General features: G+C 39.8%; 20 protein-coding genes, 3 rRNA genes, 1 riboswitch and 1 other annotated feature. Of the genes, 12 read left to right on the top strand and 11 right to left on the bottom strand.

Annotated features, from left to right (window positions below; all coding sequences use genetic code 11):
- Positions 1 to 3: 3 nt before the first annotated feature.
- On the bottom strand, positions 4 to 1,638 hold the full coding sequence (locus CFK40_RS07895; protein WP_089531788.1) for a putative polysaccharide biosynthesis protein: 1,635 nt from the start codon (positions 1,636 to 1,638) through the stop codon (positions 4 to 6).
- Between the two features lie 180 nt (positions 1,639 to 1,818).
- On the opposite strand from CFK40_RS07895, the gene CFK40_RS07890 reads away from it, so the two are divergent.
- A complete protein-coding gene (locus CFK40_RS07890; RefSeq protein WP_089531787.1) occupies positions 1,819 to 3,084 on the top strand; it encodes a BaiN/RdsA family NAD(P)/FAD-dependent oxidoreductase in 1,266 nt (421 codons plus the stop codon).
- A 97-nt stretch (positions 3,085 to 3,181) separates the two neighbouring features.
- Complete coding sequence (locus CFK40_RS07885) at positions 3,182 to 3,382, top strand: hypothetical protein (RefSeq protein WP_089531786.1); 201 nt, start codon at positions 3,182 to 3,184, stop codon at positions 3,380 to 3,382.
- Between the two features lie 104 nt (positions 3,383 to 3,486).
- Here CFK40_RS07885 and rrf read toward each other — a convergent pair.
- The 4 genes from rrf to CFK40_RS07865 all read right to left on the bottom strand — a co-directional run bounded on the left by rrf (position 3,487) and on the right by CFK40_RS07865 (position 9,062).
- Positions 3,487 to 3,602: ribosomal RNA gene (gene rrf / locus CFK40_RS07880) — 5S ribosomal RNA — on the bottom strand.
- Between the two features lie 75 nt (positions 3,603 to 3,677).
- A 23S ribosomal RNA gene (locus tag CFK40_RS07875) occupies positions 3,678 to 6,599 on the bottom strand.
- Positions 6,600 to 6,910: 311 nt separating this feature from the next.
- A 16S ribosomal RNA gene (locus tag CFK40_RS07870) occupies positions 6,911 to 8,476 on the bottom strand.
- The 16S, 23S and 5S rRNA genes sit together here, the layout of an rRNA operon.
- Before the next feature lie 277 nt (positions 8,477 to 8,753).
- The gene (locus CFK40_RS07865) at positions 8,754 to 9,062 is read right to left on the bottom strand and encodes a rhodanese-like domain-containing protein (RefSeq protein WP_089531785.1); all 309 of its coding nucleotides are present in this window, start codon (positions 9,060 to 9,062) and stop codon (positions 8,754 to 8,756) included.
- A gap of 128 nt (positions 9,063 to 9,190) precedes the next feature.
- On the opposite strand from CFK40_RS07865, the gene CFK40_RS07860 reads away from it, so the two are divergent.
- Positions 9,191 to 9,955 carry a hypothetical protein gene (locus tag CFK40_RS07860; protein ID WP_168927223.1) on the top strand — a complete coding sequence of 255 codons (765 nt, stop codon included), beginning with the start codon at positions 9,191 to 9,193 and terminating at the stop codon, positions 9,953 to 9,955.
- A gap of 116 nt (positions 9,956 to 10,071) precedes the next feature.
- Here the strand turns inward: CFK40_RS07860 and leuS are convergent, their stop codons facing one another.
- Complete coding sequence (gene leuS / locus CFK40_RS07855; RefSeq protein WP_089531784.1) at positions 10,072 to 12,486, bottom strand: leucine--tRNA ligase; 2,415 nt, start codon at positions 12,484 to 12,486, stop codon at positions 10,072 to 10,074.
- 60 nt (positions 12,487 to 12,546) lie between these two features.
- Positions 12,547 to 12,763 (bottom strand) — a binding site (T-box leader).
- A gap of 116 nt (positions 12,764 to 12,879) precedes the next feature.
- Between leuS and CFK40_RS07850 the strand changes: the two genes are divergently transcribed.
- The 4 genes from CFK40_RS07850 to CFK40_RS07835 all read left to right on the top strand — a co-directional run bounded on the left by CFK40_RS07850 (position 12,880) and on the right by CFK40_RS07835 (position 15,995).
- Positions 12,880 to 13,458: a tRNA 5-(aminomethyl)-2-thiouridylate-methyltransferase MnmM gene (locus CFK40_RS07850; RefSeq protein WP_319418038.1), complete on the top strand. Its 579-nt coding sequence runs from the start codon at positions 12,880 to 12,882 to the stop codon at positions 13,456 to 13,458.
- 196 nt (positions 13,459 to 13,654) lie between these two features.
- A complete protein-coding gene (locus tag CFK40_RS07845) occupies positions 13,655 to 14,440 on the top strand; it encodes a transporter substrate-binding domain-containing protein (protein ID WP_089531783.1) in 786 nt (261 codons plus the stop codon).
- A 185-nt stretch (positions 14,441 to 14,625) separates the two neighbouring features.
- Positions 14,626 to 15,270: an amino acid ABC transporter permease gene (locus CFK40_RS07840; protein WP_089531782.1), complete on the top strand. Its 645-nt coding sequence runs from the start codon at positions 14,626 to 14,628 to the stop codon at positions 15,268 to 15,270.
- The gene (locus CFK40_RS07835) at positions 15,267 to 15,995 is read left to right on the top strand and encodes an amino acid ABC transporter ATP-binding protein (RefSeq protein ID WP_089531781.1); all 729 of its coding nucleotides are present in this window, start codon (positions 15,267 to 15,269) and stop codon (positions 15,993 to 15,995) included. Before CFK40_RS07840 ends, CFK40_RS07835 begins: the two co-directional genes overlap by 4 nt.
- A 36-nt stretch (positions 15,996 to 16,031) precedes the next feature.
- Here the strand turns inward: CFK40_RS07835 and CFK40_RS07830 are convergent, their stop codons facing one another.
- On the bottom strand, positions 16,032 to 17,099 hold the full coding sequence (locus CFK40_RS07830) for a tetraprenyl-beta-curcumene synthase family protein (RefSeq protein WP_319418037.1): 1,068 nt from the start codon (positions 17,097 to 17,099) through the stop codon (positions 16,032 to 16,034).
- 70 nt (positions 17,100 to 17,169) lie between these two features.
- On the opposite strand from CFK40_RS07830, the gene CFK40_RS07825 reads away from it, so the two are divergent.
- Together CFK40_RS07825 and CFK40_RS07820 are read left to right on the top strand one after the other, a co-directional pair.
- A complete protein-coding gene (locus tag CFK40_RS07825) occupies positions 17,170 to 17,685 on the top strand; it encodes a gamma carbonic anhydrase (RefSeq protein ID WP_089531780.1) in 516 nt (171 codons plus the stop codon).
- A 37-nt stretch (positions 17,686 to 17,722) separates the two neighbouring features.
- Positions 17,723 to 18,130 (top strand): thiol-disulfide oxidoreductase DCC family protein, encoded by a 408-nt coding sequence (locus tag CFK40_RS07820; RefSeq protein WP_089531779.1) that lies wholly within the window; start codon positions 17,723 to 17,725, stop codon positions 18,128 to 18,130.
- Between the two features lie 58 nt (positions 18,131 to 18,188).
- Here CFK40_RS07820 and metK read toward each other — a convergent pair whose 3' ends face one another.
- Positions 18,189 to 19,385, bottom strand: a complete 1,197-nt coding sequence (gene metK / locus CFK40_RS07815) for a methionine adenosyltransferase (protein WP_089531778.1) — start codon at positions 19,383 to 19,385, stop codon at positions 18,189 to 18,191.
- Between the two features lie 130 nt (positions 19,386 to 19,515).
- A riboswitch (SAM riboswitch) is annotated at positions 19,516 to 19,622 on the bottom strand.
- Between the two features lie 247 nt (positions 19,623 to 19,869).
- Here metK and pckA point away from each other — a divergent pair.
- The 3 genes from pckA (at position 19,870) to CFK40_RS07800 (ending at position 23,375) form a co-directional block, all read left to right on the top strand.
- Positions 19,870 to 21,459 (top strand): phosphoenolpyruvate carboxykinase (ATP), encoded by a 1,590-nt coding sequence (pckA, locus tag CFK40_RS07810; RefSeq protein WP_089531777.1) that lies wholly within the window; start codon positions 19,870 to 19,872, stop codon positions 21,457 to 21,459.
- Between the two features lie 261 nt (positions 21,460 to 21,720).
- The gene (locus tag CFK40_RS07805) at positions 21,721 to 22,497 is read left to right on the top strand and encodes an ABC transporter ATP-binding protein (RefSeq protein WP_089531776.1); all 777 of its coding nucleotides are present in this window, start codon (positions 21,721 to 21,723) and stop codon (positions 22,495 to 22,497) included.
- A gap of 56 nt (positions 22,498 to 22,553) precedes the next feature.
- Positions 22,554 to 23,375, top strand: coding sequence for an ABC transporter permease (locus CFK40_RS07800; RefSeq protein WP_089531775.1), 822 nt, complete (start codon positions 22,554 to 22,556; stop codon positions 23,373 to 23,375).
- A gap of 21 nt (positions 23,376 to 23,396) precedes the next feature.
- On the opposite strand, the gene ytkD is transcribed toward CFK40_RS07800, so the two are convergent.
- The 3 genes from ytkD to CFK40_RS07785 form a co-directional block, all read right to left on the bottom strand.
- A complete protein-coding gene (gene ytkD, locus CFK40_RS07795; protein WP_089531774.1) occupies positions 23,397 to 23,876 on the bottom strand; it encodes an RNA deprotection pyrophosphohydrolase in 480 nt (159 codons plus the stop codon).
- Positions 23,877 to 23,983: 107 nt separating this feature from the next.
- A complete protein-coding gene (locus tag CFK40_RS07790; protein WP_089531773.1) occupies positions 23,984 to 24,304 on the bottom strand; it encodes a hydrolase in 321 nt (106 codons plus the stop codon).
- Positions 24,305 to 24,417: 113 nt separating this feature from the next.
- Positions 24,418 to 25,248: an ABC transporter ATP-binding protein gene (locus CFK40_RS07785; protein ID WP_089531772.1), complete on the bottom strand. Its 831-nt coding sequence runs from the start codon at positions 25,246 to 25,248 to the stop codon at positions 24,418 to 24,420.
- Positions 25,249 to 25,418 lie beyond the last annotated feature (170 nt).

Genomic DNA, 25,418 nt, shown 5'->3' with positions numbered 1-25,418 from the left:
CCGTTACCTTTTAAAAATCCGGTCGAGAACACGAACTTTATTGCCCAAAACACGTTGGAGCAATGTTGAATGATAGGCAAACCATAGATAGACACTACCTCCAAATGTAACACCTATAATGAGCATGACTACGGAGCCCCATCTAGTCTCTTCATATGGAATAAATGTTCCAAACAATAACTTAGTCAACCATAATATGACAACCATAATAATAGAAAAAATACAAACCAACAGTGTACGTTTAAACAGTTGCTTAAACGAAAACTGAATGGAGGTATGAATACGCCATAAATTTAACGTTACTGCAGTACCAACAGCAAGAGCTGTACCAAAAATCATCCCTTTCGCACCAAACATATGGATTAATTGTATATTGAAAAGAATTTTTATTAATAATCCACCTGATAAACTAATTACCGCAAACCGCTGTTGATTAATCCCTTGAAGGATTGAAGAAGTTACTAAAAACAGCCCAAATAATAACCCTACAGGAGCATACCATCCTAGTAATGGTCCTGTTATCTCAAGATTATTCATCCCAAACAATGAACCGTAGGCTAGATCTGATAACATTGATAATCCAACTACAGCTGGGACAATTAAAACAATAACGATTTGAAGTGCTTGATTGATTTGTTTGAACAGTACTGTCTTCGTTTGTTCATTAAAAGACTTTGTCAATGCAGGAAGTATTGCTGCTGATAAACCTGTCGCTATTGCAACTGGGATAATCACCAATTTATGCGCGTTAAAATTAATTGCACCATATGCAAGTCCTACAATGTCACCCTGGCCAATAGCTTTCATTGCCCGCTCAAACGTAATTTGGTCAATGATCTGATACAACGGAGTAGCAATACCGATTAAAACAAATGGGCCTGCATACTGAAAAAGTTCCTTTACTAATTCCTTTGTAGGAATCGTTGAAGCTTTTAGTTGTTGCTCGGCTCTTCTGTCAATCGCCGGTTTACGTTTCCTCCAATACACATATAAAACCACACAAGATGCAAGAGCGCCAATAAATGCCGCAAAAGTGGCAAATCCGATAGCAGTTGCAGTTTCACCATTTAACATAACGATAATAATAAATACTGCTGATAATAAAAACACAATCCGAACGATTTGTTCCACTACCTGTGAAACAGCTGTAGGTCCCATGGATTGATGACCCTGGAAAAAGCCACGTACAATGCTCATTGCTGGGATTATGATTAAAGCAAAACTAACCATTCTTAGTACCATGGTAATTTCGGCCACTGATATATTATTTCCCGTTGCTTGTCCTTGACTATTTGCTTTTGTTAATTCAGCTATAAATTCGGCACCAAAAAACAATATCAAAAACGCCAGAAATCCTGTAATAGACATTAAAATGATACCTATTCGGAATATTCTTAATCCTGTCTGATAATCCTCTAATGCATTATATTTGGAAACAAATTTAGAAACCGCAAGTGGTACACCAATTGTTGAAATTGTAATTAATATATTATATGGGGTATAACCGTAAGCAAACAATGTTATACCGTTGGGATCGTCAATCAACATATTAAACGGAATGATATAAATCATTCCTAAAAACTTCGATAAAAATGTGGCACCAGTAAGTAACATAGTGCCTTTGACAATATTCGACATAAATTCACCTGCATCTATTATTTATTACATAACATCCATTTTATCACATCTATCTCAAAGTACGATAAAGAATCAATAAAAATAAGCCAAATAAACGTAACGAATTTATGACAGAGCAGTGAATAGATAGGAATTAGTAGCATTTAATGGTACGATACAAACGGAAAGGAATGAAGCTAAGTGGAATACGATGTAATCATAATTGGCGGAGGCCCCTCTGGATTAATGGCTTCTATTGCCGCTGCAGAAAGTGGTGCCAAATGCCTTTTAATTGAAAAAGGAAGTAAACTAGGGACAAAATTAGCTATTTCAGGTGGTGGACGATGTAATGTTACCAATCGACTGCCTGAAGATGAAGTGATCAAACACATTCCTGGTAATGGAAAGTTTTTATATAGTGCATTTTCAGTTTTTAATAATTATGATATTATTGATTTTTTTGAGAAAATGGGAGTAGCGTTAAAGGAAGAAGATCATGGACGTATGTTTCCTGTAACTAATTCTGCAAAAACAGTCGTTAATGCATTAATAAGTAAATTGCATGAATTAAACGTAAAAATACGGATGCAAACAGAGGTAAAAACAATAAACTATAACGAAGAAGAACACACAGTGGTATTACCTGACAACGAGAAGATTACATGCAAATCAATCGTGATTGCAGTAGGAGGTAAGGCTGTTCCGCACACAGGATCAACAGGTGATGGTTATGCGTGGGCAGAAAAAGCGGGACATACTGTTACGAAACTTTATCCAACAGAAGTTGCCTTGACCTCTAGTGAACCCTTTATTAAACAAAAACAACTTCAAGGATTATCGCTAAGGGATGTTGCACTAACTGTACTTAATAAAAAGGGCAAGCCTATTATCACCCACCAAATGGATATGATATTCACCCACTTTGGAATTTCAGGTCCTGCAGTATTACGTTGCTCACAATTTGTTGTAAAAGAGCTTATGAGAGGTCGTTTCGAAGTTACCATGGTGTTAGATCTATTACCAACACAAAATGAAGATGTTCTTGTAAAAGAATTATGGGACACATTACAGCTTAATCCGAAGAGATCAATCAAAAATAGTTTTAAAGGGATTGTTCCAGAACGTTTTTTATCTTACATTTTTGAAAAAAACACTATTACTGAAGAACAAAAAGCAGCAACCATTTCTAAAGAAGTAATTCGGAAGATTGTACATGATTTTAAACATTTCACATTTCTAGTAAATGGATCTTTGTCACTTAAAAAGGCATTTGTTACTGGCGGTGGAGTTTCCATAAAAGAAATTGTACCAAACACAATGCAATCAAAAATGATGCACGGATTATATTTTTGTGGAGAAATTTTAGATATTCATGGCTATACTGGTGGTTATAATATCACTTCTGCCCTAGTAACAGGCAGATTAGCTGGATCAAATGCAGCACTTGAAGCAGGACATGTTTTATGAAATTAATCTGATTGGAATGTTCTACCGGACATGAATTGCTACATGTTGTGCCATCCTATAAAGGTCTCATGACATTATAGAAGGGTTGAGATTTGCTATGGAAAAAAATGCAATGTTGGTACCTTTATTAGCTTCAGTTGGAGTCGGAGCAGCGACGTATTATACCATGACAAAAAATAACCAATCACTTGGTCAGACCATGCAACAAATGGTTCCGTTGGTTTCACAAATGGGTGGAAGTAGTAGAAACAGCGGAAGTAGCGATAAACAGACGCTTGGACCTTATGGAATGAGTTAACATTTTTTTAATTAAAAACAAAAGAGACGCCATGAGCGTCTCTTTTGTTTTTGTATTGAAAAAAGCAAAGATACATTTAAAATGTATTTTGCTTTCTAGTTGTTGCCTGGCGGCGTCCTACTCTTGCAAGGACAAAGTCCTAACTACCATCGGCGCTGGAGAGCTTAACTACTGTGTTCGGTATGGGAACAGGTGTGACTTCTCCGCTATTACTACCAGACAATTTCATATAAGAAAAAGGTATATTTTATACCCTAAAAACTAAATAAGAGCGCAATAGTGACATCAAGAATTGTTAGTTAAGTCCTCGATCGATTAGTATTCGTCAGCTGCACGTGTCACCACGCTTCCACCTCGAACCTATCAACCTCATCGTCTCTGAGGGATCTTACTCACTCGAAAGTGATGGGAAGTCTCATCTTGAGGGGGGCTTCATGCTTAGATGCTTTCAGCACTTATCCTTTCCACACGTAGCTACCCAGCTATGCTCCTGGCGGAACAACTGGTACACCAGCGGTGTGTCCATCCCGGTCCTCTCGTACTAAGGACAGCTCCTCTCAAACTTCCAGCGCCCACGACGGATAGGGACCGAACTGTCTCACGACGTTCTGAACCCAGCTCGCGTACCGCTTTAATGGGCGAACAGCCCAACCCTTGGGACCGACTACAGCCCCAGGATGCGATGAGCCGACATCGAGGTGCCAAACCTCCCCGTCGATGTGAACTCTTGGGGGAGATAAGCCTGTTATCCCCGGGGTAGCTTTTATCCGTTGAGCGATGGCCCTTCCATGCGGAACCACCGGATCACTAAGCCCGACTTTCGTCCCTGCTCGACTTGTAGGTCTCGCAGTCAAGCTCCCTTCTGCCTTTACACTCTACGAATGATTTCCAACCATTCTGAGGGAACCTTTGGGCGCCTCCGTTACTCTTTAGGAGGCGACCGCCCCAGTCAAACTGCCCGCCTGACACTGTCTCCGAACCGGATTACGGTCCTGGGTTAGAAGGTCCGTACAGCCAGGGTGGTATCCCACGGATGCCTCCACCGAAGCTAGCGCTCCGGTTTCCAAGGCTCCCACCTATCCTGTACAAGCTGTACCAACATTCAATATCAGGCTACAGTAAAGCTCCACGGGGTCTTTCCGTCCTGTCGCGGGTAATGCGCATCTTCACGCATAGTATAATTTCACCGGGTCTCTCGTTGAGACAGTGCCCAAGTCGTTGCACCTTTCGTGCGGGTCGGAACTTACCCGACAAGGAATTTCGCTACCTTAGGACCGTTATAGTTACGGCCGCCGTTTACTGGGGCTTCGGTTCTAAGCTTCGCACCCGAAGGTGCTAACCTTTCCCCTTAACCTTCCAGCACCGGGCAGGTGTCAGCCCCTATACTTCGCCTTTCGGCTTCGCAGAGACCTGTGTTTTTGCTAAACAGTCGCTTGGGCCTATTCACTGCGGCTCCTCCTTAAAGGAGCACCCCTTCTCCCGAAGTTACGGGGTCATTTTGCCGAGTTCCTTAACGAGAGTTCTCCCGATCACCTTAGGATTCTCTCCTCGCCTACCTGTGTCGGTTTGCGGTACGGGCACCTATGAACTCACTAGAGGCTTTTCTTGGCAGTGTGAAATCCAGAACTTCGGTACTTTAGTTCCCTCCCCATCACAGCTCAGAATTGTTGGACGGATTTGCCAATCCAACTCCCTTGCTGCTTGGGCGCACATTTCCAATCGTGCGCATTCCTTATCCTACTGCGTCCCCCCATCGTTCAAACGCTCATGAGGTGGTACAGGAATATCTACCTGTTGTCCATCGCCTACGCCTGTCGGCCTCGGCTTAGGTCCCGACTAACCCTGAGCGGACGAGCCTTCCTCAGGAAACCTTGGGCTTTCGGTGAAAGAGATTCTCACTCTTTTTTCGCTACTCATACCGGCATTCTCACTTCGAAGCGCTCCACCAGTCCTCACGGTCTGACTTCACTGCACTTCGAACGCTCTCCTACCATTGTTCATAGAACAATCCGCAGCTTCGGTGATACGTTTAGCCCCGGTACATTTTCGGCGCAGAGTCACTCGACCAGTGAGCTATTACGCACTCTTTAAATGATGGCTGCTTCTAAGCCAACATCCTGGTTGTCTGGGCAACTCCACATCCTTTTCCACTTAACGTATACTTTGGGACCTTAGCTGGCGGTCTGGGCTGTTTCCCTTTCGACTATGAACCTTATCACCCATAGTCTGACTCCCAGGCTTACGTAGCTGGCATTCGGAGTTTGACTGAATTCGGTAACCCGGTGAGGGCCCCTAGTCCAATCAGTGCTCTACCTCCAGTACGCATCTGCCTGAGGCTAGCCCTAAAGCTATTTCGGAGAGAACCAGCTATCTCCGTGTTCGATTGGCATTTCACCCCTACCCACACCTCATCCCCGCATTTTTCAACATACGTGGGTTCGGGCCTCCAGTCAGTGTTACCTGACCTTCACCCTGGACATGGGTAGATCACACGGTTTCGGGTCTACGACCGCATACTAATTCGCCCTATTCAGACTCGCTTTCGCTGCGGCTCCGTGTCTTCCACTTAACCTCGCATACGATCGTAACTCGCCGGTCCATTCTACAAAAGGTACGCCGTCACCCATTAACGGGCTTCGACTACTTGTAAGCGCACGGTTTCAGGATCTCTTTCACTCCCCTTCCGGGGTGCTTTTCACCTTTCCCTCACGGTACTGGTTCACTATCGGTCACTAGGTAGTATTTAGCCTTGGGAGATGGTCCTCCCAGATTCCGACGGAATTTCTCGTGTTCCGCCGTACTCAGGATCCACTCCGGAGGAAACTCTTTTTCGATTACAGGGCTCTTACCCGCTATGGCTGATCGTTCCAGATCGATTCATCTAAAGAATTTCTTTGTAACTCCAATGGAGTGTCCTACAACCCCAGAAAGCAAGCTTTCTGGTTTGGGCTGATTCCGTTTCGCTCGCCGCTACTTAGGAAATCGCATTTGCTTTCTCTTCCTCCGGGTAATGAGATGTTTCAGTTCCCCGGGTCTGCCACGCGTATCCTATGTATTCAGATACGCGTACTGCTCCATTACGAACAGTGGGTTTCCCCATTCGGAAATCCTCGGATCAAAGTCTACTTACGACTCCCCGAGGCATATCGGTGTTAGTCCCGTCCTTCATCGGCTCCTAGTGCCAAGGCATTCACCGTGCGCTCTTCTTCACTTAACTATCTTTATGATTAAGAACTTACGTTTTTGATGTCGTTGTCTATCTTGCTCTTATTTAGTTTTCAAGGTACAAAAAGAGAGATTCGCATCCCTCAAAACTGAACAAACAACCATGTATGCAAGGCCTACCAATGGCAGGTCTTATCGATGACGACAAGCGTCACCGATTTTCCGTTAATAATCCAGCTACAACTCCCAGCAGCTAGCGTATAGTTAATCTCTTTTCAATCTCCCAAAGTGCAGGGAGATTTTCAAGAGCTCATCTATCCGTACGCCGCTAAACGGTCGTTTTCGCTTTTTTATATTCCTTAGAAAGGAGGTGATCCAGCCGCACCTTCCGATACGGCTACCTTGTTACGACTTCACCCCAATCATTGGCCCCACCTTCGGCGGCTGGCTCCATAAAGGTTACCTCACCGACTTCGGGTGTTGCCAACTCTCGTGGTGTGACGGGCGGTGTGTACAAGGCCCGGGAACGTATTCACCGCGGCATGCTGATCCGCGATTACTAGCGATTCCGGCTTCATGTAGGCGAGTTGCAGCCTACAATCCGAACTGAGAATGGTTTTATGGGATTTGCTACACCTCGCGGCTTCGCGTCCCTTTGTTCCATCCATTGTAGCACGTGTGTAGCCCAGGTCATAAGGGGCATGATGATTTGACGTCATCCCCACCTTCCTCCGGTTTGTCACCGGCAGTCACCTTAGAGTGCCCAACTGAATGCTGGCAACTAAGATCAAGGGTTGCGCTCGTTGCGGGACTTAACCCAACATCTCACGACACGAGCTGACGACAACCATGCACCACCTGTCACTCTGTCCCCGAAGGGAACACGATATCTCTATCGCTATCAGAGGATGTCAAGACCTGGTAAGGTTCTTCGCGTTGCTTCGAATTAAACCACATGCTCCACCGCTTGTGCGGGCCCCCGTCAATTCTTTTGAGTTTCAGCCTTGCGGCCGTACTCCCCAGGCGGAGTGCTTAATGCGTTAACTTCAGCACTAAGGGGCGGAAACCCCCTAACACCTAGCACTCATCGTTTACGGCGTGGACTACCAGGGTATCTAATCCTGTTCGCTCCCCACGCTTTCGCTCCTCAGCGTCAGTTACAGACCAGAGAGTCGCCTTCGCCACTGGTGTTCCTCCACATCTCTACGCATTTCACCGCTACACGTGGAATTCCACTCTCCTCTTCTGTACTCAAGTCCTCCAGTTTCCAATGACCCTCCACGGTTAAGCCGTGGGCTTTCACATCAGACTTAAAAGACCGCCTGCGAGCGCTTTACGCCCAATAATTCCGGACAACGCTTGCCCCCTACGTATTACCGCGGCTGCTGGCACGTAGTTAGCCGGGGCTTTCTGGTTAGGTACCGTCATGGTACCGCCCTATTCGAACGATACTTGTTCTTCCCTAACAACAGAGTTTTACGATCCGAAAACCTTCATCACTCACGCGGCGTTGCTCCGTCAGACTTTCGTCCATTGCGGAAGATTCCCTACTGCTGCCTCCCGTAGGAGTCTGGGCCGTGTCTCAGTCCCAGTGTGGCCGATCACCCTCTCAGGTCGGCTACGCATCGTCGCCTTGGTAGGCCATTACCCCACCAACTAGCTAATGCGACGCGGGCCCATCTGTAAGTGACAGCAAAAGCCGCCTTTCAACTTTCTACCATGTGATAAAAAGTATTATTCGGTATTAGCTCCGGTTTCCCGGGGTTATCCCAATCTTACAGGTAGGTTGCCCACGTGTTACTCACCCGTCCGCCGCTCGTTCCACAAGCTCACACCCCGAAGGGTGATCGCTTGCTTCCCGCGCTCGACTTGCATGTATTAGGCACGCCGCCAGCGTTCGTCCTGAGCCAAGATCAAACTCTCCAAAAAAGTTTGAATAGAATCGACACCAATCGATTCTATCAATTGTCTTAGCTTTGTTTCGTTACTTACATACTTGGTTGTTTTGTTCAGTTTTCAAGGATCGAATTTTGTCTGTCAACTTACATCGACAATATAAGAATTATAGCATTTCCTCCATTAAACTGTCAATGTTTAATATTGGTAAGTTCTTAGTTGTTAACCGCTGTTTTTTTAGCAGCAAAATATATATTACAGCTATTCTATTAAAAAGTCAATAACCTTTTAGTAATCTTTTTCGTTTTCGTTAAAAAACGATTTCACCATCCCAATCCAACATCCCGCCTGCAAGATTAGCAACCTTATAGCCATGTTCTTCAAGATAAGTTGCAGCTCGCATACTTCTAGCACCAGAGCGGCAAACAAGAACATAGTGTTTGTCTTTGCTTAAATTCTCCATACTATTAGGAATTTCCTGTAATGGAATATGCTTAGCATCTTCAATCATGCCTTGTGCTACCTCTTCGTCCTCCCTAACATCAATAATTTCAATGCTATTTTCTTTCCCTAATAAACTTTGTAATTCTTCAGAAGTAAACTCTTGAATATGTTCCACTTTTTATCAGCCTCTCTTAAAACATTTGTATAACTTTATCATACTAATTTAGTGTATACGTTGCAAACATGTGGCACATTATATACCTATATTTACTCAAAATTAAACCCTAGACAGGAGAATGAAAAATGAAGTATACCACTATTTCTATCGCTTTTTTACTATTTCTCACTTTATTATTCCCAATTTCCCTTCAAGCAACTGTAAATTCGAAAATCCCAAACTCCATAACGATCCATACGTATAAAGAAGATGTTACTGGTGATGGTCAAACAGACACCATCCTTTTAAAAGCAATTCCGTTTAGTAATGATTCCGCCTATTACCAGAAAATATGGGCAGTCATTAAGGATTCACACTCGAAAGAATGGAAAATACAGTACGAGGGAGGTTATGAGCCAACCCTTCAGTTCTATGATTTAAACCACGACAAAATAACGGATATATATTATCAAAGTCCAACTGGTGGTAGCGGTGGTCTATATAATTACCAACTCAACACATTAAAAAATGGAAAGCTTAAAGAAATCCCACTACCAACACAGCGGTATGTTAAGGGAAAGTTTATGGATAACTTTAAGGCAGTTTTATCCCTTACACCTAGAAGCAAGGAAATATCTATCAATGTGAAAGATCGCTCAGAAGATTATATACGTCTTGGTCTATACAGTGAAAATGGTGATTTACTAAAACCTACTACCTTGATGATTGATCCAATTGCATTTTATGAACCAGTATTAATCAGTAAAAGTAAAGGTTATGGCTTAAAAAGCTATCAGCAAATAAGTGGTGCCTATCATGCCGATCAATTAGGTACAATAGAGACACTTTGGTATTACGAAAAAGGAAAATGGATTATTCTAACTACAGAATGGGTGCCTTCAGACCAATAAATCACATAGTCCCTCATACTTAACGTATGAGGGGACTTCTTTTGACTTAGACTCTACCGAAAGTATTGATTTAAATTCAATAAGAAGGGACCTCTATGTTAGAGATCCCATCCATTTTAATTTGCTACAACATTAACCAGTTTTCCCGGAACAACAATTACTTTTCGTATCGTTTTCCCTTCTAACCATTCCTGCATTTTATCATCGTCAAGTGCTACTTTTTCGAGGTCATCTTTAGAAATGTCTCGTGCCACATTTATCTTAGATCTAACCTTGCCCATTACTTGTAGCGCAATTTCGACTTCATCCTCTATTAGCTTAGACTCATCGTAGCTAGGCCATGGCTGATAACTAATGGTTTCCTGATGTCCTAGTCTACTCCACAATTCTTCTGCAATATGTGGAGCTACTGGTGAAAGCAATTTAACAAACCCTTCTATATAATCCTTTGGAAGCTGGTCTGCTTTATATCCCTCATTAATAAATACCATCATTTGCGAAATACCTGTATTAAAATGCAGGTTTTCAAAGTCTTCCGTTACCTTTTTTACGGTTTGATGATATACCTTGGTTAAGGGTGAATCTTGTACACCCTCTGTGATTTTATCAGAAAGAGAACCATCCTCATTAATCGCCATTCGCCATACACGGTCAAGAAATCTTCTCGCTCCGTCTAAACCATTTGTTGACCAAGCAATTGCAGCATCTAGAGGTCCCATAAACATTTCATATAAACGCAATGTATCAGCACCATGCGAAGCAACAATATCATCCGGATTAACGACATTTCCTTTTGATTTACTCATTTTTTCATTACCCGCGCCAAGGATCATCCCTTGATTAAACAGTCTCATGAACGGTTCTTTTGTTGGAACTACATTGATATCATATAAAAATTTGTGCCAAAAACGTGCATATAATAGATGAAGTACAGCATGTTCAGCCCCACCAATATACGTATCCACTGGCAACCACTTTTTTAATGCTTCTGGATCCGCAAGTTGTTCAGAGTTATCTGGATCAATGAAGCGTAGGAAATACCAACAGCTGCCAGCCCATTGTGGCATCGTATTCGTTTCGCGGCGTCCTTTCATTCCTGTTTTAGGGTCGATAACATTTACCCAATCAGTATTGGCGAGTGGCGATTCGCCTGTTCCAGATGGTTTTATTTCGGTTAGCTTAGGAAGCTCTAATGGTAGGTCTTCTTCAGGTACAGCTGTCATCGTACCATCTTCCCAGTGGATAATTGGAATTGGTTCACCCCAATAACGCTGTCTAGCAAACAACCAGTCACGCAAGCGATACGTAATTTCCTTTTGGCCTTTTCCTTTTGCTACAAGCCATTCAATCATTTTCGATATAGCTTCATCCTTACCCAAACCATTCAAAAAACCAGAATTAACATGTTCACCTTCTCCAGTAAAAGCTTCCTTGGTAACATTTCCACCTGAAACTACCTCAACTATTGGCAATTCAAATTTACTGGCAAATTCAAAATCTCGTTCATCGTGCGCTGGGACCGCCATAATTGCACCTGTTCCATAACTCATGAGAACATAATCCGCTACCCAAATTGGCATTTTTTCATTATTTACTGGATTAATTGCATAGGCACCTGTGAATACACCAGTTTTTTCTTTTGCAAGATCTGTCCGGTCCAAATCAGATTTTGTTTGTACCTTATTCAAATATGCTTCCACTGCTTCTTTTTGTGAAATTGTTGTAATTTTGTTGACTAAAGGATGTTCGGGTGCTAGTACTGCATAGGTCGCACCGAATAGTGTATCAGGTCTCGTAGTAAATACAGTAAATTCCGCATCATGTCCATCAATAGAAAACTGTACTTGTGCACCTTCAGACCGGCCAATCCAGTTACGTTGCATTTCCTTTAGACTTTCTGGCCATTCCAATCCTTCTAGATCTTCTAGTAGACGATCAGCGTAAGCCGTAATCTTCAACATCCATTGTTTCATTGGTTTGCGTACAACAGGATGCCCACCGCGTTCACTTTTACCATCAATAACTTCCTCGTTCGCAAGTACAGTACCAAGGGCCGGACACCAATTAACTGCTACTTCATCAACATAGGCAAGTCCCTTTTCGTATAGCTTGGTAAAAATCCATTGTGTCCATTTATAATAGTTCGGATCTGTTGTCTTAATTTCGCGATCCCAATCATAGGAAAAGCCAAGTTCTTGAATCTGACGTTTAAACGTTTCGATATTTTTCAATGTAAACTCAGCAGGACTATTCCCTGTATCAAGTGCATATTGTTCTGCAGGTAAACCAAAGGCATCCCAGCCCATTGGGTGCAATACCTCATACCCTTGCATGCGCTTCATTCGAGAAAATATATCTGTCGCGGTATAGCCTTCTGGATGTCCAACATGTAATCCCGCACCTGACGGATATGGAAACATATCTAATACATAAGCCTTATCTTTTTCGGAATAGGTATTGGTTTTAAACGTTTTATTTTCTAACCAATACGATTGCCACCTTTTTTCAATTTCCTGATGATCAAAACTCATTTTTCTTCCTCCTTCTTTTAAAAGATCTCTTTTACAATTAAAAAAAGCCACTCATCCCAATAAAGGGACGAGAAGCTGTTATCTCCCGCGGTACCACCCAAATTAACGTAAATCGCACGTTCTCTTTGTATCCCTAACGTGGATTCACGGCAAAAATTACTTCACTTCATTCCTGCAACATTAAAGGTGAGTTCATAAATATCCAGGAACAGTTTTCACCAACCACTGTCTCGCTACACCTGAAGAATTTATTACTATTCCTTCGCATCGTTATTATGATATGTATATTGAATTCTAATGAATTGGTGTGTCATTGTCAAGCCTATAACCTGTTTCTTTCTATTATAATTCCATTCATGCTAAAATTATATACACTAAAGGTGGTTAGGGTGTATGCATATAATGAAAGGAATTCTTCAATTTTCTCATCATTTAATAGAAGAAGCAGTAAATAAAGGTGAAACCGTAATCGATGCTACATGCGGAAATGGTCATGATACCGTTTTTTTGAGTAAAGTAGTTGGTGAAGGGGGTCATGTATACGGTTTTGACATTCAAGAACAGGCAATCCTTAACACACGGGAATTGCTTGCTTCACAAAAGATTAAGAACGCAACCATTATTAAAGATAGTCACAGCAATGCAATCCATCATTTGTCCGTTGACCAATTAACATCACTTGGCGGGGCTATCTTCAATCTTGGTTACCTTCCTGGAAGCGATAAAGGCATCGTCACAAAAAGTGAAACGACTATTCTTGCGATTGAAGGAATTTTAACGCATTTAAAAGAAAATGGGGTAGTTGTTTTGGTCGTTTATCATGGACATGAGGGCGGGGAATTAGAGAAGCGGAATATCATGGAATACGTCCATCAATTGGATCAAAAGCTACATAGTGTCCTCTATTATGGATTTATCAACCAAAAAAATACCCCACCATTTATTATTGCGATTGAAAAGAGAACTAACTAATAGTTAATCTGTCCTACTGGTAAAGAAATCAGTAGGACTTTTTGTTTGTCGAATTTTGCTGTAATAACCTGCAACACGAACTACTTTTAAAAGTCTGAAACTCGTTTTAATATTTTGATTTTTCTTGACATGCACGATGCCCTTTTATAGAATACACATAGGATCGGGTTTCTAAATCAATCAAGGGGGCAGTTCAATGAAGAAGATTTGTTTATTTAGTTTTTTATTCGCGTTAATGGTTTTATTAGCAGCATGTGGGTCTAGTGGCTCAGATGAAGGCAATGCATCCGGCGAAGAAGGGGATGGAAAAGTATATAAAGTAGGTATCGATACGACTTATCCACCATTTGAATTTCAAGAAGGTGACGAATACAAAGGAATTGACGTTGATTTAATCAGAGCAATTGCAGAAGATCAAGGCTTCGAAATCCAATTAGAGGCAATGGACTTTAGTGGTATTATTCCAGCAATGCAAGCAGGGGAACTAGATATTGCGATTGCTGGTATGAGTATTACAGACGAACGTAAAGAAAAAGTTGATTTCTCTGATCCATACTTTGAAGCAGGATTATCATTAGTTGTTGCAGACGGTAATTCTGAGATTACTAGCCTTGAAGATTTAAAAGGCAAAACTGTAGCGGTTAAAAAAGGAACAACTGGTGCCACCTTTGCACAAGAAAACAAAGATAAATATGGATATGAAATTGTTCAGGTAAACGATAGTACATCTATGTTCCAAGAAGTTGGAAATGGAACTGCTGACGCACTTATTGAAGATTATCCCGTAATCTCTTATGCGATAGCTGAAAGTGATCTTAAATTACAGGTTGTTGGAGACCGCTTGAATGGAGACAATTATGGTATTGCTGTTCTTAAAGGGGAAAACGATGAACTTCTCAAAAAAATAAATGATGGATTAGCTTCATTAAAGGAAAGCGGCAAGTATGATGAAATCTTAAATACGTATCTTGGAGAACAATAAAAATCTTATCGCAGTTTGACGGGCAGTAAAAATTAAGTAAGGCTCGTGAGTTATAGTCGGGTAACTGCCCGTACAAGTCCGATTGGTTCTACTAATATTCAGTGGAGGAAGCTCACTGAATAAAGTTTCACTTTATCAGGGCGTGCTTTTAAAGCGCGTCCATTTTAATGAAAGGGGCTGAATAAATGGATGTTATCATTGAGTCTTTTCCATATTTATTGGAAGGATTAAAAGTAACTATCTACATATTTTTAGTAGCAATTATCCTAGGGTTTATAATTGGTCTAATCATGGCATTAATGCGCTTATCTCCTTGGAAAGTTCTTAACTGGATTGCTAAGATATTTATCGACGCAATTCGTGGAACACCTATATTAGTACAATTATTCTTTTTCTATTATGGTCTAAACTCGCTTGAATTCATATCAATGGATCGTACAACTGCAGGTATTATTACAGTCGCAATCAATGCAGGTGCATACTTTGCGGAAATCATCCGTGCTGGTATTCAGTCTATGGACAAAGGACAGACAGAAGCCGCTCGTTCACTTGGTTTAACAAGTTCACAGAACATGCGCCATATCATATTACCTCAAGCATTTAGACGCATGCTTCCAACTTTTACAAACCAGGCAATTATAAGCTTTAAAGATACCTCTCTTCTTTCCGTTATTGGGATTGCCGATTTAACTCAAAAAGGGCAGGTTGAAATCGCTCGAACATTTGAAGCCTTCAATATATGGCTAGCGGTTGGAGTCATGTATTTCATTATTATATATTTATTATCCTTACTCTCTAGTTTTCTTGAAAGGAGATATAAACTACGATGACAATGATTGATGTAAAAAACTTAAAAAAGTCCTTTGGCAAACTTGAAGTGTTGAAAGATATTAGTGTTTCCATTGAAGAAAAAGAAGTTATTTGCGTTATCGGGGCGTCTGGATCTGGGAAAAGCACCTTTCTTCGTTGTTTAAATCGACTCGAGAAAATTACAGGTGGACAGGTAATAGTTGATGGTCAGGATATCACGGACAAAAGTGTTAATATCAATACGGTTCGTCAAGAAGTTGGAATGGTGTTTCAACAGTTTAATCTATTCCCACATAAAACGGTGATGGAAAATATTATTCTTGCGCCAATGAAAACACGCGGGACTTCAAAAGAAGAAGCAACTAAAAAAGCTGAAGAATTATTGACCAAAGTTGGTTTAAATGACAAGGCTGGCAGCTACCCTGGTTCTTTATCAGGTGGACAAAAGCAACGTGTCGCAATTGCACGTGCCCTAGCGATGGATCCCAAGATCATGTTGTTTGATGAACCAACATCAGCTCTTGATCCTGAGATGGTTGGAGACGTGCTAGCGGTTATGAAACAGCTAGCCAATGAAGGAATGACAATGGTCGTCGTGACACATGAAATGGGATTTGCTCGCGAGGTTTGTGACCGTGTTTTGTACATTGATGAAGGATTTATTGTTGAGCAAAACGTTCCAGAAGAACTGTTTAGTAACCCACAACATGAACGTACACAAGCATTTTTGAGTAAAGTTTTATAGTTTGGTCAACAACCTGAACAGTTTTGTTCAGGTTGTTCATTTTCCAGTAAGTTTGTAATAAAGCCTTGTATTCCAGTAGAAAAACCTTGCTTGTCCGCCACTAGCATCAAGTAACAGTTTCCTCATATTAGTTCCACCGTTCAAATCACTTACTTTTTTATCACCTAAATATAACCCTACTAACCCCTGCTGAACCATTTCATGAAAATGTCGATCTGGTAAATGTTGGACATGGCTATGCGTCTTTTCAATAAACGATTGCAATCGTTTTTCTAGATCTGTTCGACTTTCATAATAAGCGCAAAAGTTTAAATCTGCTTCCATTTTATCTTCTTTTTGATCAATATAATAATCCAACAAAATATGTAGACCTTGCATATATGGAAAATAGCCATGATAAATAACTGACGCTAGTTCAGGTGATATTTTTTCACCAAGTGTATAGGAAACTAAACAAAAAACACCCAAAGTTGAGCCAGCTGCCGCTGAAAATTCGTACCACCTTAATTGTGGCAAGTCTCCTTTATTTTCATCAAACCATGAAGTAAGTCGCGGTATTCTTTCATCATGGTTAACATGTTTGTGAACTTGCAAGTCCCCGTATAGACTACAAAATTTCAGTAACAAGTCCTGAATAGTTTCATACCCTTCCCTATTAGCTAGTGTCTTTTGACATGTTTTAACTAAATCGTTTAAATAACCACCATCATGCTGATCTTTACGTAATTCATAATAATTTTTAACCGAAACCTGTGGCGTTAACGCATCGAGCATCGATTGATGTAACAACCGAAAATCAGCTGGATCAAGAGATGTACTTCGATCACAAAGGTTATCTAAATAATCACTAATTGTTTGGTAAGCTACAATAAATTGTATAGCCTCTTTCCAATTCTCTTTTGCGAGAATGGCATATACTCCCCCGCCCTGACAATGAAACCGTTTGGAAGAAATGCTTGCAAGTGCTTGATTACGTAGTTCTTTGTTCGGAATTTTCCCTGCACGGCCTTTCCAATATTCCAATTCTGTACGAACCTGCGGGAAAATTTTCATATATACCTTTCTCATTAATGATAGTGACGATTTCGGCACACGATACGACAAGACACTTCCTCCTTTTTCTTTTAAATTTTTTGTTATACTACTTATACACCAAACTTTTAGGAGGATACAAATGATACACCACTATAAAAATATAGCACCTATTATTCATGATACTGCTTTTATAGCAAAAGATGCGGTAATTACTGGTGATGTTACGATTGGCGAAGAATCAAGCATTTGGTTTAAAACGGTAATTCGGGGCGATGTCGCGCCAACGAAAATTGGAAACAGAGTAAGTATACAGGATTTATCAATGGTTCATCAAAGCCCAAACAATCCTGTTATTGTGGAGGACGACGTGACAATCGGGCATCAAGTTACACTCCATTCCGGAATCATTCGCAACCATGCACTAATCGGAATGGGGTCACTTATATTAGATGGAGCTGAAATTGGTGAGCATGCATTCTTAGGAGCAGGTAGTCTTGTACCACCAGGTAAAAAAATCCCGCCACACACACTAGCATTAGGAAGACCTGCAAAGGTTGTACGAGAGCTTACAGATGAAGACTATCAAGAAATGGAACGTGTTAGAAAAACATATGTTGAAAAAGGACAGTACTATAAACATAATACATCTTTGTAAGAATAATAAGCACAAATAACTCAGAGGTGAGATTTGAATGAATAAAATTGTATTATTTGATGGAGTGTGTAACTTCTGTGACTGGAGCGTTCAATTCATTATCAAAAGAGATCCAAAAGGCCATTATAAATTTGCCTCGTTACAAAGTAATATTGGTAAAATGATTGCAAGAGAACATCACATCCCAAGTGATATTGATAGTTTCATACTAGTAGATAATCGTAAATGTTATTATAAGTCAACAGCTGCTCTTCGTGTCTGCAAGAAGTTAAAAGGGACTTGGAAAATGGTTTACTTCTTTATTATTATTCCAAAACCCATAAGAGATTTTTTTTATGAAGTGCTTGCTAAGAATAGATATAAATGGTTTGGAAAAAAAGATAGTTGTATGATCCCTTCTCCTGAAATGCGAAATAGATTTATACAAGAGGAATCTGATTTGTAGAGGTCGAAAAAACGTCACGAAACCAATATTGGAAAGTCGTGACGTTTATGTTTATTAACTATTTTGTAAGAGCTTTTAATTCCTCTACTTTATCTGTTTTTTCCCAAGGGAATAAGATATCTGTTCGACCAAAGTGCCCATATGCTGATGTATTTCTAAAGATAGGCTTTTGTAAATCAAGCATCCGAATTATACCTGCTGGTCTTAGATCAAATAACTTTCTTACTGCTTGAACCAAGTCATCTTCACTTACTTTTCCAGTTCCAAATGTATTGATAGCAATAGAAACTGGTTCCGCTACCCCAATTGCATACGCTAATTGTACTTCACACGTTTTAGCTAGGTCAGCAGCTACAATGTTTTTTGCTACATATCTTGCAGCATATGCCGCAGAACGATCCACTTTCGTAGAATCTTTCCCACTAAACGCTCCTCCACCATGGCGAGCATATCCACCATATGTGTCAACGATAATTTTACGTCCAGTAAGTCCCGCATCACCCTGTGGTCCACCAATTACGAATCGACCTGTAGGATTAATAAAATACTTCGTTGTTTCATCTAATAATTGATCAGGTACAACAGGACGAATCACATGTTCAATTAAATCTTTTTCAATTTGTTCAGTAGTAATATCTTGGTGATGTTGTGTTGATATAACAATAGTGTCCACTTTTACAGGATTATCATTTTCATCATACTCCACAGTTACCTGTGTTTTACCATCTGGACGTAAATAATCTAGTGTTTTATCCTTACGTACATCTGCCAATTTTTTCGCGAGTTTATGTGCTAACGAGATGGCAAGTGGCATCAATTCCTTCGTCTCATCACAAGCAAAGCCAAACATTAATCCTTGATCCCCTGCACCGATTGCAGCGATTTCATCATCTGTCATTTTACCTTGGCGTGCTTCAAGTGCGGTGTCTACCCCTCCCGCAATATCAGCAGACTGCTCATCAATTGCAGTTAGAACAGCACAAGTATCAGCATCAAAACCATATTTTGCACGGGTATAACCAATATCCTTAATCGTTTGTCTTACGATTGCGGGAATATCTACATACGTGTTGGTAGATATTTCACCAGAAACTAATACTAATCCAGTTGTTACCGTTGTTTCACACGCAACACGTGCAAGTGGATCTTTCTTTAAAATTTCATCTAAAATGGAATCTGATATCTGATCACATATTTTATCAGGGTGACCTTCAGTAACAGATTCAGATGTGAATAAACGACGATTTGTAGCCATATGGCTAAATCCTCCCTTTATAATGTGTTACGGATCTCTATTCTACTAGTCTTTAACTTATGCACTCGGTTACCTTTAAAACAAAAAAAGCCCTTCCTGTATTCACGAGGAAAGGTGTTGTGGCCATTTCCTCTTATTGTTCAAGGAGTGATCCTTGCACCAGGTTAGCACCTTTTCACAAATGTGATGGTTGCTGGGTTTCATAGGGGCTGTCCCTCCACCAACTCGGAATAAGAGAGTATCCGTTCGAGGTTAATCGTACCGAAATCAGTTACTGATGTCAACTTTTTTTGCATGTAAGGGGACGCCTTAATAGCAAATAGCAAGTTTTTCTAAACTTTATACGAAATGTTTCTTATGTGTTTGCATATAAAAATAATAGATTAGTATGGATTAATTTTATAAATGTGTTATACTAATAAACAGATTAGAAACACACACACATTTAAACAAAAAAATCCATCCAAAAAGGTAGGTATGATATATGAAATCGGTGGAACAAACATCATTATTACAAGAATTAATTTCCCATAAAAAGGTACAAAAAAACTTATCCGTTTCTCAGTTAGTCGAAAAAATACTTGATCGTGATGAAGGTACATTAATGTCAACAGGTGCAATTCAAGCGACTACTGGTAAATATACTGGCCGCTCTCCTGACGATAAATTTATTGTTCGTGATGAAACATGTGAAAACTTTATTGATTGGGGATCAGTTAACCAAGCAATTGATGAAAAGTCATTTGATAATCTTTATAAAAAGGTAATTAATTATTTAAAAGAAAAAGATGAACTGTTTGAATTCAGAGGTTTTGCAGGTGCTGATAAAAAATACCGTTTACCAATCCAAGTCATCAATGAATATGCATGGCATAACCTGTTCGCTAAACAATTGTTCATTTCTGCAGATGACGAGGAATTACAATCACATGATCCTGGATTCACCGTTGTTTCTGCACCTACGTACAAGGCCGATCCTGCGGTTGACGGAACGAATTCAGAAACATTTATTCTTGTTTCGTTTAAAAAACGTATTATTTTAATTGGTGGAACAGAGTATGCTGGAGAAATTAAGAAATCCATTTTCTCTGTAATGAACTATCTTTTACCACAACGTGAAGTGTTATCTATGCATTGTTCTGCAAATGTAGGGCAAGAAGGAGACGTTGCTTTATTCTTTGGCCTATCTGGAACAGGTAAAACAACACTTTCTGCTGATCCATATCGCCGTTTAATTGGTGATGATGAGCATGGCTGGAGTCCAAACGGTGTGTTCAACGTTGAAGGCGGTTGTTATGCGAAGTGTATTAACCTATCGCAAGAAAAGGAACCGCAGATCTTTGATGCTATTAGATTTGGTTCAGTGCTAGAAAACGTTATTTTCGATAAAAATTCTCGTATTCCAGATTATGATGATACATCATTAACTGAAAATACACGTGCAGCATATCCATTAGAAAATGTCGATAATATTGTAACACCTAGTGTTGCTGGTCATCCAAATACCATCATCTTTTTAACAGCTGATGCTTCAGGAACGTTACCACCAATCAGTAAGTTAACAAAAGAGCAAGCAATGTATCACTTTCTAAGTGGTTATACAAGCAAATTAGCAGGAACAGAGCGTGGAGTTACAGAACCACAAGCAACATTCTCGGCTTGCTTTGGTTCGCCATTCTTACCACTTGCTCCATCAACCTATGCAAAAATGTTAGGTGAAAAAATAGATCAATTTAACTCCAATGTTTTCTTGGTTAACACAGGTTGGACTGGTGGTTCTTATGGAGTCGGAAATCGCATGAAGCTTTCTTATACTCGAGCAATGGTTCATGCAGCACTTGAAGGTGAACTTAACACTGTAGAAACCACGAAGGATGATATCTTTGGATTTGAAACTCCTATGCATGTTCCAGGAGTTCCTGATGAAGTATTAGTTCCAAAGAATACATGGGAAGATAAAGAAGCATATGATACTGAAGCGAAGAAGCTAGCAATGAAATTCCATAATAACTTTAAGAAATTCACTCAAGCTAGTGATGAAATTAATCAAGCAGGTCCATTATACAGAGGTTAATACGCATAATCAATCACAAAACCAGTCTCTACATAGAGGCTGGTTTTTTTGCGTTTGTGGCTAGCTCTAGGACAGTATTTTCTTTTCTCGGAAAGTATTTCGGCTGTTTCCTCTCAACAAATCCCTAGTATAGGCAATCACACATTTACGTGGATTTCATAGACTATTTAGACATATGAAAGAGGCTGGCGAGTTGCCTGCAGATATGTGCCATATGAAGAGTTGGTAAACACAGAATATGCAGACTAAGGAGGGGAATAAATGTCTTTTCTAACCTTAGAAGAATTGTCACATCATTATTTTTCAGAAAAATGCTATACACAGGTATTAGACAATATCTCTTTTTCCATGAACGAAGGAGAATTTATTTCCCTGCTCGGTCCACGTGGTTGCGGGAAATCAACTATTCTTTCCATTATAGCTGGGATTGTAGATCAAACTGCCGGTGAAGTTATTTTAGAGAAAAAGCCATTGAAAAAGACAAATTTAGCTATTGGATATATGCTACAGCAGGATTACTTGTTCCCTTGGAAATCCGTCATGCAAAATATATTAATCGGCCCGAAATTAGATGGATCTATCACAAGTGAAACAAAGGCAAGAGCGCAAAAGTTATTAGAAAAAGTCGGTATACCAAATGTGGCTGATGCTTATCCTCGTTCATTGTCAGGTGGGACGCGACAGCGCGCTGCATTAGTAAGAACATTTATTACCGACCCAAAAATACTATTGCTAGATGAACCGTTTTCCGCACTAGATTACCAATCAAAACTAAAGCTTGAGGATCTCGTTTTTCAATTATTGCAGGCATACAAAAAGACTTCACTATTAGTTACACACGATATTGGGGAAGCAATTGCAATGAGTGATCGAATTATAGTGATGTCTGCAAACCCTGGTAGTATCGCCAAAACCTTTGATGTACCAATTGAAATACGAACAATCACACCTTTTGAAGCGCGCAAACATCCGAAGTATCAAATTTTATTTGATCGAATTTGGAAGGAATTAGATAAGTATGAAAAAGTCGATGCATAATTTCCGTATTTATCTAACCTCCCATCTTATTACCAGCTATAAAGGCGTGAATTCCCATGGACAATAAATCAAGTGAACAACTTCATGAACAATACAAGAAAAAGTTTAAACATGATAAACGAATTATTTTTGCATGGCAACTTGTTATACTAGCACTTTTTTTTGGATTATGGGAGTTAGCGAGTTCTCTTTTATGGATCGATCCGTTACTGTTTAGTTCTCCTTCTAAAGTTGTTACACAAATTATTGACAAATTTGCAGATGGAAATTTTCTTGTACATTTACAAGTAACTGTGGTTGAAACGATTATCGGGTTTTTAATCGGAACAGTTTTAGGCGTAATACTTGCAACTATTCTCTGGACATCATCTAAAGTTGCACAGGTTACAAACCCCTATCTTTTTACCGCAAATGTAATGCCAAAAGTTGCCCTAGGACCAATCATTATTGTAGCTTTAGGCCCTGGCTATTTAGCAATTACCGCCATGGGAGCACTTATTTCTGCGGTAATAACGACCCTTGTTGTCTATTCGGCATTCAAAGAAGTAGATCCAAACTATGTCAATTTATTAAAAAGCTTTGGTGCTTCGCGTGCGCAATGCTTTCGTGAAGCAGTTTTCCCAGCAACACTTCCAACCATTATCTCTACTTTAAAAGTAAACGTAGGACTTTCCTGGGTGGGTATAATTGTAGGTGAATTCTTAGTATCCAAAGAAGGCCTAGGTTATTTAATTATCCATGGATTTCAAGTATTTGATTTCACCCTAGTCATGTCTGCTTTACTCCTCATTGCAGTCTGTGCTGCAATTATGTATAAAGTCGTTGAGAAAATGGAACATGTGCTTATGAAACATACGTTAATAAACCAGAAAAAATAACATCTTCACCTAATGGAGACGTTATTTTTCTGTTGAATAGATTTTTTTAATTTTTTTCATACAATGTGTTAGAACATCATCTTTCATAATAAAACTAAACTTGGCATTATGTCTTACATTATCAGGAACTTTTTCTAATAGAACTGGTCCATGTGTTTCAAAGTAAGTAGGTTGGTCAACCAATTCATTAACGATCGCATAATAAACATTTTTTATCACCGTTCCACCCTTACCGGCAACATAATACTGACCAACATAGACTATCCAGTTTATTACTCCACCAGTTTCTTCTTTCACCTCACGTACTGCAGCTTGTTGAGCTGTCTCGCCTTCCTCTACTTTTCCACCAGGGAATTCCATACCCCTATCCTTATGTCTGGTTAACAACCATTTATTGTTGTACCTACAAATTACCCATACATGCTTTGGCTCTTTTGAAAAATAGTGATCTTCGAATGTTAGCTTTACCTCATTGTTATAAAAATCCCTAAACGTATTCATTATTTCAGCTGCCTTTATCCCCTAATATTAATTACTATCTACTAGTATATTCCTTTTAAGCAGCTGATATAAACTACTTTGTTAGAAAAACTTTATATTCGTACGTTTTACAAATGCTTGTCAGATAAGATTCCCATTGATTTAATATGTTCTTTTGCTTGTTCATCACCTAAATCATACAGCATTTGATATGCACCAGTCATCCCTATATCATAGTCATCATTCGATTTATCATTGTGATAAGACATGATTGGTACATGTGCACGGAAAAATGCGCGGGTGTTCGCTTGATCCATGTTATTTAGTTTTTCCCGCAGTAATAGCACCTCTTCATCCGTTGCTTGAATGATGAAATCTACATTATTACCGTATTTTATTTGTGATACCTCTTGAGTTCCCATATTAACATAAAAATTTTTCTTTTCCATTTCTGCACCTCCTACCTTTAATTTGGCTTAAAATGAAGGAAGCATGTATGGAAAGTACAAAAAAACTGGCATAAAAGCATCCACGATGTCTTTTTATGCCAGCCTGATATTTATTATACAGATTGTTTTGTTAGTTCCTGTCCGCGATTTGCGAAGATGCAGCGGCCTTTTCCATGAGGAATGCACATCGGAGTACCAAACATTGGGTCAAATGTGACATCACATTTCATTTCGAAAACGTCATGAACTAAATTACAATTAACAATTTCCTCTGGTTTACCTTGTGCATAAACCTTTTTATCCTTAATTGCTACCACATGATGTGCATAGCGACAAGCTAAATTTAAATCATGTAATACCATAACAACCGTACGGCCATCTTTTTCATTTAATTCGAACAACAGATCTAATACATCAATTTGATGTGTCATATCTAGATAGGTTGTAGGCTCATCTAATAAAATGGTATCTGTTTCTTGAGCTAATGTCATCGCTACCCATGCCCGTTGTCGCTGCCCACCGGATAAAGAGTCAACAGCACGATCTTTTAATTCAACCATATTAGTTGATTCAAGCGCTTTGTTTACTGCATTTTCATCATCCTTTGACCATTGCTTTAAAAAACCGCGATATGGATGACGACCTTGCTTAACGAGTTCCGTTACTGTTAATCCTTCTGGTGTCACAGGGCTTTGTGGCAAGATGGAGAGTTTTTTAGCTACCTCTTTCGTTCCGAGTTTAGCAATATCTTCCCCATCTAAAACAACATCGCCACCTTTTGGCTTAAGTAACCGTGCTAATGAACGAAGTAATGTTGATTTCCCACAACCATTTCCACCAATTAACACTGTGATTTCACCTTTTGGTATTGCTATATTTAAATCGTCTATGATTATATCTTCACCGTAACCAAGAGTTAAGTCTTTCGCTGTTAACGTTTGCATTGGAATCACTCCCCTACATCCTACATGATTAACTTGCATGTATGTACGTGTTTCTCATAATAATTAATGTATCTTTAGTTTATTTGTTTTTCATCAATTAGTCAACGACTTTGATAATCTTTATCAATTAGTTTTTTACAGTTGTGTGAAAAACTTACGTAACGTTAGAA

It is taken from the genome of Virgibacillus necropolis (assembly GCF_002224365.1).
GTDB classification, from domain to species: domain Bacteria; phylum Bacillota; class Bacilli; order Bacillales; family Amphibacillaceae; genus Virgibacillus_F; species Virgibacillus_F necropolis.
This window is presented reverse-complemented; position numbering and strand designations above follow the sequence as displayed.